Annotated in this window: 9 protein-coding genes; 7 read left to right on the top strand and 2 right to left on the bottom strand. The window is 68.7% G+C overall.

Annotated elements, in window-relative coordinates; genetic code table 11:
* Positions 1–56 precede the first annotated feature (56 nt).
* Complete coding sequence (locus AC2YHT_RS19745; RefSeq protein WP_487291607.1) at positions 57–425, top strand: hypothetical protein; 369 nt, start codon at positions 57–59, stop codon at positions 423–425.
* Here AC2YHT_RS19745 and AC2YHT_RS19740 read toward each other — a convergent pair.
* Positions 422–1,039 (bottom strand): alpha-ketoglutarate-dependent dioxygenase AlkB, encoded by a 618-nt coding sequence (locus AC2YHT_RS19740; protein ID WP_487291606.1) that lies wholly within the window; start codon positions 1,037–1,039, stop codon positions 422–424. The two genes, AC2YHT_RS19745 and AC2YHT_RS19740, sit on opposite strands and share 4 nt — an antisense overlap.
* Before the next feature lie 93 nt (positions 1,040–1,132).
* Between AC2YHT_RS19740 and AC2YHT_RS19735 the strand changes: the two genes are divergently transcribed.
* The 4 genes from AC2YHT_RS19735 (at position 1,133) to dnaJ (ending at position 7,824) form a co-directional block, all read left to right on the top strand.
* A complete protein-coding gene (locus AC2YHT_RS19735) occupies positions 1,133–3,772 on the top strand; it encodes a M1 family metallopeptidase (protein WP_487291605.1) in 2,640 nt (879 codons plus the stop codon).
* 301 nt (positions 3,773–4,073) lie between these two features.
* On the top strand, positions 4,074–5,978 hold the full coding sequence (gene dnaK, locus AC2YHT_RS19730) for a molecular chaperone DnaK (protein ID WP_487291604.1): 1,905 nt from the start codon (positions 4,074–4,076) through the stop codon (positions 5,976–5,978).
* A 201-nt stretch (positions 5,979–6,179) separates the two neighbouring features.
* A complete protein-coding gene (locus AC2YHT_RS19725) occupies positions 6,180–6,629 on the top strand; it encodes a hypothetical protein (protein ID WP_487291603.1) in 450 nt (149 codons plus the stop codon).
* Positions 6,630–6,672: 43 nt separating this feature from the next.
* Positions 6,673–7,824 (top strand): molecular chaperone DnaJ, encoded by a 1,152-nt coding sequence (gene dnaJ, locus AC2YHT_RS19720; protein WP_487291602.1) that lies wholly within the window; start codon positions 6,673–6,675, stop codon positions 7,822–7,824.
* Positions 7,825–7,895: 71 nt separating this feature from the next.
* On the opposite strand, the gene AC2YHT_RS19715 is transcribed toward dnaJ, so the two are convergent.
* Positions 7,896–8,402 (bottom strand): energy transducer TonB family protein, encoded by a 507-nt coding sequence (locus AC2YHT_RS19715; RefSeq protein WP_487291601.1) that lies wholly within the window; start codon positions 8,400–8,402, stop codon positions 7,896–7,898.
* A gap of 141 nt (positions 8,403–8,543) precedes the next feature.
* Here AC2YHT_RS19715 and rhuM point away from each other — a divergent pair, with 141 nt between their 5' ends.
* Both rhuM and mutS read left to right on the top strand, forming a co-directional pair.
* Positions 8,544–9,599: a RhuM family protein gene (rhuM, locus tag AC2YHT_RS19710; RefSeq protein WP_487291600.1), complete on the top strand. Its 1,056-nt coding sequence runs from the start codon at positions 8,544–8,546 to the stop codon at positions 9,597–9,599.
* Positions 9,600–9,632: 33 nt separating this feature from the next.
* Complete coding sequence (gene mutS, locus AC2YHT_RS19705) at positions 9,633–12,335, top strand: DNA mismatch repair protein MutS (protein WP_487291599.1); 2,703 nt, start codon at positions 9,633–9,635, stop codon at positions 12,333–12,335.
* Positions 12,336–12,352: the final 17 nt, after the last annotated feature.

Genomic DNA, 12,352 nt, shown 5'->3' with positions numbered 1-12,352 from the left:
GGCGACAGGCGGCGACCGTCATAACCATGGTGCTCGCCGATGGGCGGGGGACTGGAATGAAACGGACAGCCTGGCTCTTGCTGCTGGTGGCGATCACCGGGTGTTCGCCGCCGTATGCGAACCCGCACGCGGGCCAGCCCGTGGCGCGGGACGAGATCAGGCTTTCGATGGCGCAGGTGAATCCCGGCAACGCCCGGGCGGACGCCGCCAAGGCGCTCGGCCGCGGAGACCATCACCTGCTGGGCGTCCATGGCTACAGCGCCCTCGTTCCCGGCGTAGACGACCCCGCCGCCGCTGGTCGGCCGGTCCTGTTCATCGAGGACACCGGCGACCAGATCCGTGACTTCGGGCATGCACGGTTCAACAAGAAGGCCGCCGCCTACGCCCTGGTCTACAATCAGGAACTTCTCAGGTCTGAGAACTAGCCCGGCCGCGCCCTTCTCAAGGTCAAATTGATCCGCCCTCCGCCCGGCACGAGCCGCGAGGAGCCCGGCAGGATCCGGTCCACGCCGTGGAAGGCCAGACGCGCGGGCCCCGACAGCCGGCAGACGTCGCCCGATGACAGCCGCACCGAGCGAGTCGGGTCCTTGCGCGAGGTTCCGCCGATGCGGAACACCGCCGTGTCGCCCAGCGAGATCGACAGCACCGGAAAGCGCGGGTCGGCCTCGTCGCGGTCCTGGTGCAGGCCCATGCGGGCCTCGGGGCCGTAGAGGTTGACCAGGCAGGCGTCGGGCGGGACCTCGGGGTCGCCGAACCGCGCCCAGAGATCGAGCAGGGCCTGGGGGATTTCCGGCCAGGGCGCGTCCGTGCCGGGATGGCGGTCTGCATAGCGGTAGCCGTCGGCGTCGCTGGTCCAGCCGAGCGGGCCGAGGCTGGTCATGGCCACGCTCATCGCCTTGCCGTAGGGCGTTGCGTAGTGGGCCGGCGGCGCGATCGCGGCGGCCGCCAGCACGGTCTCGACCAGCGCCTGCTGAGCGTCCGGCGACAACAGGCCGGGCCAGAGATCGAAGCCGGGTACGAGGCTGACGGGGTTCATCATTACGCGGAATTAATGCCGCCCAGCGGCCGGATGGGTGTTGGTTTCGCGCCAAGCGGCCGTTGGCCGCACGATCGTTGCATACCAGGGCCGTACATGCGTCGTCTTCTGTCCACCGCCGCGGCGGTCGCGCTGCTTTTCGCTTCCGAGGCCGCCCTGGCGGCGACCGTCCCGATCGGAACCAAGGGCGCGACGCCCGCCACGGTCACCACCCAGCTGCCGCGCAACGCCCATCCGATCCACTACGACCTCTCGTTCACGCCCGATGCGGCCAAGATGAGCTTCACCGCCTCGGTGAAGATCGCCGTCGAGGTGACGCAGCCGACCCGCACCCTGACCCTGCAGGCGGCCGACCTGACCTTCGCCAAGGCCGCGATCGACGGCAAGCCGGCGACCGTCACGGTCGACGACGAGGCTCAGACCGTGACCTTCACCCTGGCCGCGCCCCTGGCCAAGGGCAAGCATCTGCTGAGCGCCGACTACGCCGGCAAGATCTACACCCAGGCCGCGGGCCTGTTCGCCCTCGACTACGACACCGAGGAGGGCTCCAGGCGCGCCCTCTACACCCAGTTCGAGAACTCCGACGCCCGCCGGTTCATCCCCTCGTGGGACGAGCCGTTCCACAAGGCCACGTTCAGCGTCGAGGCGACCATCCCCACCGGCCAGATGGCCCTGGGCAACATGCCGTTCGCCAAGAGCGTCGACCTTCCCGGCGGCAAGACGCGGGTGACCTTCGCGACCTCGCCGAAGATGTCGACCTATCTGCTGTTCTTCGGCCTGGGCGAGTTCGACCGCGCCAGCATCAAGTCCGCCGGGGTCGACATCGGGGTGGTCACCAAGAAGGGCGACCTGCCCAAGGCCAGGTTCGCCCTGGAATCCGCCGGGCCGCTGGTGGCCTGGTACAACGACTATTTCGGCGTCGACTATCCGCTGCCGGTGCTCGACCACATCGCCGCCCCCGGCCGCAGCCAGTTCTTCAGCGCCATGGAGAACTGGGGGGCGATCTTCTATTTCGAATACGCCCTGCTGATGGATCCGGCGATCTCGACCCAGCGCGACGCCCAGAACGTCTACACCACCATCGCCCACGAGACCGCCCACCAGTGGTTCGGCAACCTGGTGACCATGGCCTGGTGGGACGACCTGTGGCTCAACGAAGGCTTCGCTTCGTGGATGGAGGGCCGGGCCACCGAGAAGTTCCATCCCGAGTGGAAGTCGGAACTGGGCGCGGTGGCGGGGCGCGAATACGCCATGAACCTCGACGGCCTGTCCTCGACCCACCCGGTGGTGCAGCACGTCGAGACGGTGGAGCAGGCCAGCCAGGCCTTCGACGGCATCACCTACCAGAAGGGCGAGGCGGTGATCCGCATGCTCGAGGGCTATGTCGGCGAGGACGCCTGGCGCAGCGGCGTGCGCGCCTACATCAAGGCCCACGCCTACGGCAACACGGTCAGCGACGACCTGTGGAAGGCGGTCGAGGCCTCGGCGGGCAAGCCGATCACCGCCATCGCCCACGACTTCACCCTGCAGCCTGGCGTGCCGCTGATCCGCGTCGACGGCGGCGCCTGCCAGGCCGGCAAGCAGGTCCTGACCCTGACCCAGGGCGAGTACAGCAAGGACTTCCCCAACAAGACGCCGCTGGCCTGGCGCGTGCCGGTCAACGCCAAGGCGCTGGACGGCTCGAGCATCGCCAAGACCGTGGTCGAGGGCGGCAAGGCCAGCCTGACGGTCGAGGGCTGCGGCCCGGTCGTCGTCAACGCCGGCCAGAGCGGCTACTACCGCACCCTCTACGCGCCGGCCCGCTTCCAGGCTCTGGCGGCCAGCTTCGGCAAGCTGGCGGCCATCGACCAGTTGGGCCTGCTGTCCGACGCCTGGGCCATGGGCACGGCGGGCCAGCAGGGCGCGGCCGACGCCCTGGACCTGATCGCCGCTGCGCCGGCCGACGCCGACCCGCAGGTGCTGTCCAAGGTGGCCTCGGTGCTGTCGGCCATCGACGGCTACTACCAGGGCCAGCCCGAGCGCGCCGCCTTCCGCAAGCTGGCCGTCGCCCGCCTGGCGCCGATGCTGGACCGCGTGGGCTGGGCGCCCAAGGCCGGCGAGCCCGATCCGGTGGCCATTCTGCGCGGCGACCTGATCGCCACGCTGGGCGAACTGGGCGACCCGGCGGTGGTCGCCGAGGCGCAGCGGCGCTTCGCCGCCGACAAGACCGATCCGACCGCGATCCCCGGTCCGCTGCGCAAGGCGATCCTCGGCGTGGTGGCGGTCAACGCCGACGCGGCGACCTGGGACGCGATCCATGCCCGGGCGGCGGCCGAGAAGACCCCGCTGGTCCGCGCCCAGCTCTACAGCCTGCTGGCCTCGGCCCGCGACGAGGCCCTGGCCCGCAAGGCGCTGGACCTGGCCCTGACCGCCGAGCCGGGCGAGACCAACGCCTCGAGCATGATCTCGGGCGTGGCCGGCCGCCATCCGGACCTGGCCTTCGACTTCGCCGCCGCCCACAAGGACGCGGTCAACGACAAGGTCGACAACGGCGCCCGCACCCGCTTCATCCCCAGCCTCGCCACCGCCTCGGGCAAGCCGGAGACGGCCGCCAGGCTGAAGGCCTGGGCGGCGGCGAACCTGGCCGAAGGCTCGCGCAAGGAGGCCGACAAGGCGATCGCGGCCATCGAATATCGGGCCAAGGTGCGGTCCGAGCGCCTGCCGGCGATCACCGCCTGGGTCGCCAAGGCCGGCTGAACGGGCCTTTCAAAGCATCGCCGCAGCGTCGACAGCCCGACGCTGCGGCCTTCTGTCTTGCAGATTCCCCTTCTTTCCCTGCGGGAATGGGCTTGCGGGTCGCTGCGTATCCCCCATATCGGGCATCGAAGCGGGGTTGACGGGCTCGTCAACTTCGATTGAACCCTCTCCTTTCGCCCGTTCGCGGGCGGCAGGATTTTGGATCAACGCGACCAACGGGGACGGACCGAGAAAAACCGGGGCGCTTTCATGAGGCCCTTGTCACCGCCGTCCGCCATTCGAGGAGCTGCAGGCACCACACATGAGCAAGATTATCGGTATCGACCTTGGCACCACGAATTCGTGCGTGGCCATCATGGACGGCAAGAACCCGAAGGTGATCGAGAACGCCGAAGGCGCTCGCACCACCCCGTCGGTGGTCGGCTTCCTTGAGGACGGTGAGCGCCTGGTCGGCCAGCCCGCCAAGCGCCAGGCCGTGACCAACCCGACCAACACCCTGTTCGCGATCAAGCGCCTGATTGGCCGCAACGCGAACGACCCGGTGGTCGAGAAGGACAAGGGCATGGTGCCCTACGAGATCGTCAAGGGTCCGACCGGCGACGCCTGGGTCAAGGCCCACGGCAAGGACTACTCGCCCCAGGAAGTCTCGGCCTTCATTCTGCAGAAGATGAAGGAAGCCGCCGAAGCCCACCTCGGCGAGCCGGTCTCCAAGGCCGTCATCACCGTTCCGGCCTACTTCAACGACGCCCAGCGCCAAGCTACCAAGGACGCCGGCAAGATCGCCGGCCTGGAAGTGCTGCGCATCATCAACGAGCCGACCGCGGCCGCCCTGGCCTATGGCCTGGACAAGAATGACGGCAAGAAGATCGCCGTCTACGACCTCGGCGGCGGCACCTTCGACGTCTCGATCCTTGAGATCGGCGACGGCGTGTTCGAGGTGAAGTCGACCAACGGCGACACCTTCCTGGGCGGCGAGGACTTCGACCTTCGGATCGTCGACTACCTGGCCGACGAGTTCAAGAAGGAGCAGGGCGTCGACCTGCGCAAGGACAAGCTGGCTCTCCAGCGCCTGCGCGAAGAGGCGGAAAAGGCCAAGAAAGAGCTGTCCTCGACGGCTCAGTATGAGGTCAACCTGCCGTTCATCAGCATGAACGCCTCGGGCCCGCTGCACCTGAACATCAAGCTGTCGCGCGCCAAGCTGGAAGCCCTGGTCGACGACCTGATCGCCCGCACCATCGGTCCGTGCGAACAGGCCCTCAAGGACGCCGGCCTCAAGAAGAGCGACATCGACGAAGTGATCCTGGTCGGCGGCATGAGCCGCATGCCCAAGGTCCAGCAGGCGGTGCAGGACTTCTTCGGTCGCGAACCCCACAAGGGTGTGAACCCCGATGAAGTCGTGGCGCTGGGCGCGGCCGTCCAGGCCGGCGTGCTGCAAGGCGACGTCAAGGACGTGCTGCTGCTCGACGTGACCCCGCTGACGCTGGGCATCGAGACTCTGGGCGGCGTGTTCACCCCGCTGATCGAGCGCAACACCACCATCCCGACCAAGCGCTCGCAGACCTTCTCGACCGCCGACGACAACCAGTCGGCCGTGACCATCCGCGTGTTCCAGGGCGAACGCCCGATGGCCGTGGACAACAAGATCCTCGGCCAGTTCGACCTGGTGGGCATCCCGCCGGCGCCGCGCGGCGTGCCGCAGATCGAGGTCACGTTCGACATCGACGCCAACGGCATCGTCCAGGTCCACGCCAAGGACAAGGCGACCAACAAGGAGCACTCGATCCGCATCCAGGCCAATGGCGGCCTGTCGGACGCGGACATCGAGCGCATGGTCAAGGAAGCCGAGGCCAACAAGGCCGCCGACGAGCAGAAGAAGAAGCTGGTCGAGGCCAAGAACCAGGGCGAGGCGATCCTGCACTCGACCGAGAAGGCCCTGGCCGATCACGGCGACAAGGTCGGCGCGCCCGAGAAGGCCGCCATCGAGACCGGGATCACCGAGCTGAAGGCCGCTCTGGAAAGCGAAGACGTCGAGGCCATCCAGGCCAAGACCCAGGCGCTGATCCAGGCCTCGATGAAGCTGGGCGAAGCCATGTACGCCTCGCAGCAGGACGGCGAGGGCGCTGACGGCGCGCAAGCCGCCGCGGACGACGGCGTGGTCGACGCCGAGTTCGAGGAAGTCGACGGCAACGACAAGCCGGCCGCGTGACCAAGGGTCGCGGGGAACCCGGGCGCGAACGTCTTGCGCCGGGGTTCCCCGTCCCCCACCTCATTCGGGTGTCAGTAGCGATCAGGCCGATGTCGAAAGCTCTTCCATCGCCGCGCTCCCCAGGGGCGCAAAGCGCGTCCCGTCGTTGCAATCGCAAGGTTGCGTCGGTAGATTTCCCTAATCTTATGGTTGGGGGATATCATGAAGCGTCTCGTCGTCCTGCTGCTGGGACTGATGCTGCTCGTGCCGACGGCGGCGAGCGCCGCGCGCTTCGGCAAGCGGGAAGAGGTCCAGCGGATCGCGCCGGTCTCGCTTCCCGGGCCGAGCGGCGAGAGCCTCTATCTGGGCAACAAGATCACCACCTACTGGCTGGGCGGCGGCCTCTATCTGAAGGACGACGGCTACGTCCTGGGCGTGGCCGGGGACGACAAGGCCTACTACGTCCTGACGCCGGAAAAGATCGCCATCGCCCAGAAGGCCGGGCTTCTGCCCGACCCGCTTCCCGCCTATCAGATCCATCCCATTCAATATCTGCTTGGCTATTCGTTCTGGCTCGTTCTGGTCGTCGTCATCGCCTGGAGCCTGATCCAGGCGGCCTGGCAGAAATCCCGAGCCGTGACGCGGCGAAAGCCTGGAACAGCGTTAACCTGACGCGGAGCGGTCGAGCCGTTTTCCGCGGCGAGATGTAAGGCCGATGCGCGACTATTACGAAATCCTCGGCGTGAACCGGACCTGCGACGACGCGGGCCTGAAGTCCGCCTTCCGCAAGCTGGCGATGCAGCACCACCCCGACCGCAACGGCGGTTGCGAGGACGCCAGCGGGCGGTTCAAGGAGATCAACGAGGCCTATTCGGTTCTCTCCGATCCGCAGAAGCGCGCGGCCTACGACCGCTTCGGCCACGCCGGCGTCAACGGCCCGCAGGGCGGTCCCGGCGGCGGCCAGGGCTTCGACGCCAGCGACATCTTCGGCGACGTGTTCGGTGACGTCTTCGGCGAGATGTTCGGCGGCGGCCGTCGCCAGTCCAATGGCCCGCAACGCGGCCAGGACCTGCGCTACGACCTGGAGATCAGCCTCGAGCAGGCCTATGCCGGCGCCGAGGTCGAGATCACCGTCCCGGCGGCCATGACCTGTGAGGTCTGCGACGGCTCGGGCGCCAAGCCCGGCACCAGCCCCACCGTCTGCGGCTCGTGCGGCGGCGCCGGCCGCGTGCGCGCCACGCAAGGCTTCTTCTCGGTCGAGCGCGCCTGTCCGCGCTGCGGCGGCTCGGGCCGCCTGGTGCTCGACCCCTGCGCCGGCTGCCATGGCCACGGCCAGGTCCGCAAGGAACGCATCCTGTCGGTGCGCATCCCGGCCGGCGTCGACGACGGCGCCCGCATCCGCCTGGCGGGCGAGGGCGACGCGGGCGTGCGCGGCGGTCCGCGCGGCGACCTCTACCTCTTCCTGTCGGTGACCCCGCACGAGCTCTTCGAGCGCGACGGCCTGGATCTGCTCTGCACCGTGCCGGTGCCGATGACGGTCGCGGCCCTCGGCGGCGAGATCGAGGCCCCGTGCCTGAAGGGCGGCGAGACCTGCGACGGCACCTGCCGCGTCAGCGTCAAGGTTCCCGAAGGCGCCCAGACCGGCAAGACCGTCCGCCTCAAAGGCAAGGGCATGCCGTCGCTGCGCAACCGCCAGCGCGGCGACCTGGTGGTCGAGCTGTTCGTCGAGACCCCGACCCACCTGTCGGCCCGGCAGAAGGAGCTCCTCAAGGAGCTGGCCGGCCTGTGCGACGACAAGCAGAACCCCAAGTCGGCCAACTTCGTCGGCAAGGCCAAGCGCTTCTGGGAAGAAGTGACGGGGAGCTGAGGCCGGACGGCCCCGATGTGGTTGCAGGATGGGCCCGCCCTTGTGGCGGGCCTTTTCGCGTCTGAACGGGCCTAGAGATCGGTCCGGCGATCGGCCTTCAGGGCGCGGATCAGGCCGAAGAGGCCGCCGATCAGGATCGCGGCGGCCAGGATCGTCGCCGTGCCGGCGTCCGAGCGGGCGAAACGGCCGGCGTCGTCCACCGCTCGGGTGATCCTGGCCCCGGCCTGCACCAGGGCGGCGGGCGGCTCGAACAGCGGCGAGGGCGGCGGAACACTGAAGGTGACCGGGATGGTCACCTCCTTCTGGTCGATCAGTTCGGGCGGCGGCGAGGTCATCAGGAACTCGGCCGACAGGCGCACCGCCGCCTGGCCGAAGCCGTAGCCTTCGGGTGTTTCCTTGATGGCTTCGCAGGTGTTTAGCCGTCCTGCGATCCCGACCTTGCACCGGATGACGGCCGAACCGCCGACCTCGTCCTTCTGCGCCTGCTCCGGATAGTACTCGGCCATCTGGTCGGCCGTCGGCTTGCGCAGCCAGTCGGGCCTGTAGGTGCTCGTCCCGCTATTCCCGTCGCCGCTCATGCCGCCCCCGCGTTCGGTTCGAGCTTAGGGAGGGGGGCTGGCTCGGGCAATCGCACTTATTGCTGGGGATTCCACAGGGGATGGCTATCGGTTGTGGCATTCTTGTTCTATCAACGTTCTTATTCACCGAGGGCGACGAACTTGGAGCAGGATCAAGCAACGCCGGTTCATCTGATCGAAGATGACAACGGCCACCGCTTCCTGATCTACGCGACCGAAAGCGGCGTCAGCGTCGAACTGCGCCATGACGGCGACGCTCTCTGGATGACCCAGGCCCAGATGGCGCAGCTGTTTGGGCGGGACCCTTCCGTCATCTATCGCCACGTCACCAACATCCTCGACGAAGGCGAACTGGCAGAAGCGAATAACTTGCAAAAAATGCAAGTAATTGGCGCGGGGCGTCCCGGCACCCTCTACAGCCTCGATATGGTGATCTCGGTTGGCTACCGAGTCAGTTCCGTTCAAGCAACCTTGTTTCGGAAATGGGCCACAGGCGTCCTGGTCCGTTTCGCCACCAAGGGCTTCGTCATCGACGCCGCCCGTCTGAAGAATCCTGAAGAGAACGATCGCGTCCGCGAACTGCGCGAGATCGTTCGCGACATTCGAGCCTCGGAGGCCAATCTCTACGCCGAGCTCAGGCGCATCTGCGCGATGTGCCAGGACTATGAGCCGAGCTCGCAGGCTGCGACGACGTTCTATCGCCGCACCCAGGCCAAGCTGTTCTACGCGGTGGTCAATCGCACGCCGTCCGAGGTGCTGGAAGAGCGCGCCGACGCCGCTGTGCCGAACATGGGACTGCAGTCCTGGCCAAAGGACGAGATCCGGCAGGCCGACGCCCTGATCGCCAAGAACTATCTGGCCCCAGGGGAACTCAAGGAATTGAACCGTCTCACCGACATTCTGCTCGGCATCTTCGAGGACCAGTTGGAGATCGGCCGTCTGGTGACGATGGAGCAGGCCGCTGGCTTGCTGGACCAGCAATTGGCGAACCTGAACCGCCTTGTGCTGGATCACGGCGGTCGTGTCCGACACGATCAGGCCGAAGCTGGCGCTAAGGCCCAGTACAGGCTGTTCGATGAGCGGCGAAAAATCTCGCGGCGTGCGGAAGTCGATCGCGAACTTTCCGCGTTAAAGGCGGCCGACAAGGCCCTGCCGAAAGTTCGTCCTGGGCCGAAAAACCCCCGTCGCACCCCTTAACGAAAACCGCGACGCTCTGTAGTTTCCGGTCGGATGAACGCCCCGGTTTCTCCGCCCACTCAGACCTTCGACGCCACCGGCGCCACGCCGGTGATGCAGCAGTTCTTCGACATGAAGACCCGGCAGCCCGACGCGCTGCTGTTCTTCCGGATGGGCGATTTCTACGAGCTGTTTTTCGACGACGCGATCCGCGCGGCGGCGGCCCTGGGCATCTCGCAGACCTTCCGGGGCAACCACAACGGCCAGCCGATCCCGATGGCCGGCGTGCCGCACCACGCGGCCGAGGCCTATGTGTCCAAGCTGATCCGCATGGGCTTCAAGGTCGCCGTCTGCGAGCAGATGGAAGATCCGGCCGAGGCCAAGAAGCGCGGCTCCAAGTCGGTGGTCCGCCGCGACATCGTCCGGGTGGTCACGCCGGGCACCCTGACCGAGGACGGCCTGCTGGACGCCCGGGGGGCCAACCGCCTGGCGGCCGTGGCTATCCGCGCCGGCCAGGCCGCCGTGGCGTCCGTCGAGCTCTCCACCGGCGAGGTCGAGTGCTTCTCGACCGGCAAGGACGGGGTCGGCCCGCTGCTGGCGGCCCTGTCGCCGTCCGAGACCCTGGTCGCCGACCGCCTGCTGTCCGACGACCACCTGGCCCAGACCCTGAAGATCTGCGGCGGCCTGATCCAGCCCATGCCCTCGGCCCTGTCGGAGCCGCAGGCCTCGGAGACCCGGGTCAAGCGCCTCTACGGCGTCGACACCCTGGACGGCTTTGGCGGACTTTCCCCCGCCGAGGTCGGCGCTCTGGGCCTGATCGCCGCGCATCTGGAAATGACCCAGGCCGGCAAGCTGCCGGCCCTGCGCGCCCCGCGCCGCGCGGCCGAGGCCGACGTCATGTCGATCGACCCGGCCACCCGCTCCAGCCTGGAGATCGACCGCACTCAGGGCGGCGACCGCAACGGCTCTCTGCTGGCGGTCATCGACCGCACGGTCAGCGCCGGCGGCGCGCGCATGCTGGCCGCGCGCCTGGCCCGGCCGCTGCTCGACCCGGCCGTCATCGACCAGCGCCTGGACGCCGTCGAGTGGTTCGTCGATCACCGCTCCCTGCGCGAGCGCCTGCGCGAGCAGCTGAAGGGCGCGGGCGACATGGCGCGGGGCCTGGCCCGCCTGGCGCTGGGGCGCGGGGGTCCGCGCGACCTGGCCTGCCTGCGCGACGGCCTGAAGACCGGCGAGAAGCTGGCCGGCATGGTCGGCGGCTCGGGCGACCCGCTGTCGCCGCCGCCGGTCGAGCTGGAGGGCGCGCTCTCGGCCCTGACGCCGTCTCTGCACCAGGGGATTTCGCAGCTCCTGAGCACCCTCGAAGCCGGCCTTGGTCCCGACCTGCCGGCCCTGGCCCGCGACGGCGGCTTCGTGGCCCCCGGCGTGCGTCCCGAGCTCGACCAGGCCCGCTCCCTGCGCGACGACAGCCGCCGGGTGGTGGCCGCGCTGGAGCAGCGGCTCATTCAAGAGGCGGGCGTCCCGCTGAAGATCCGCCACAACGGCGTGCTCGGCTATTTCGTCGAGGCCACGGCCGGCAAGGCCGACCCGCTGTTCCAGCCGCCGCTGAACGCCACCTTCATCCACCGCCAGACCCTGGCCAACCAGGTGCGCTTCACCACGGTGGAGCTGGCCGATCTCGACGCCCGCATCGCCCAGGCCGCCGAGCGGGCCCTGGCCATGGAGGTCGCCGCCTTCGAGGACTGGCGCGCCGAGGCCGCCGCCCTGGCCGCGCCGATCCAGGCCGCCGCCGAGGCCCTGGCCCGTCTCGACGTCGCCGCCGCCCTGGCCGAGTGGGCCGAGGACGCCGGGGCCGTGCGGCCGGTGGTCGACAAGTCGCTGGCTTTCGAGGCCAAGGCCGCCCGCCACCCGGTGGTCGAGGCCGCCGTGCGCCGCGCCGGCGATCCCTACACCCCCAACGACTGCCGGCTGGACGCCGCCGGCGAGGTCGCCGCGCGTCTTTCCATCGTCACCGGCCCGAACATGGCCGGTAAGTCGACCTTCCTGCGCCAGAACGCCCTGCTGGCGATCCTGGCGCAGTCGGGCTGCTACGTGCCGGCCAAGAGCTTCCGGCTCGGCGTGGTCGACCGCCTGTTCAGCCGCGTCGGCGCCGGCGACGACCTGGCCCGGGGCCGCTCGACCTTCATGATGGAAATGGTCGAGACCGCCGCCATCCTGACCCAGGCCACGCCGCGCAGCCTCGTCATCCTCGACGAGATCGGCCGGGGCACCGCCACCTATGACGGCCTGGCCATCGCCTGGGCCTGCGCGGAGTCGCTGCACGACACCAACCGCTGCCGCGCCCTGTTCGCCACGCACTATCACGAGCTGGCGACGCTGGAGGAGCGGATGGCGTACGTCTCCAACCTCAGCCTCCGGGCCAAGGAGTGGAACGGCGACCTCGTCTTCCTGCACGAGGCGGCCGACGGTCCGGCCGACCGCTCCTACGGCGTACAGGTGGCCAAGCTGGCCGGCGTGCCGCCGCAGGTGGTCGCCCGCGCCAAGGAGGTGCTCGACCGCCTGGAGAGCAAGACCGAATCACCGGCCAAGCTCGACGACCTGCCGCTGTTCGCGGCCTCGGCCCCGGTCATGGCGGCGCCTGCGGTTTCGGCGCCCAGTGTCGTCGATGCGGCCCTCAAGGACCTCGATGTCGACGGCATGAGCCCGCGCGAGGCCCTGGAGGCGCTTTATCGTCTTAAGGGTCTGCTCAAGGCTTGAGATCAATCATAGGAGCA

This window comes from Caulobacter sp. SRI_008 (genome assembly GCF_057586355.1).
This window is presented reverse-complemented; position numbering and strand designations above follow the sequence as displayed.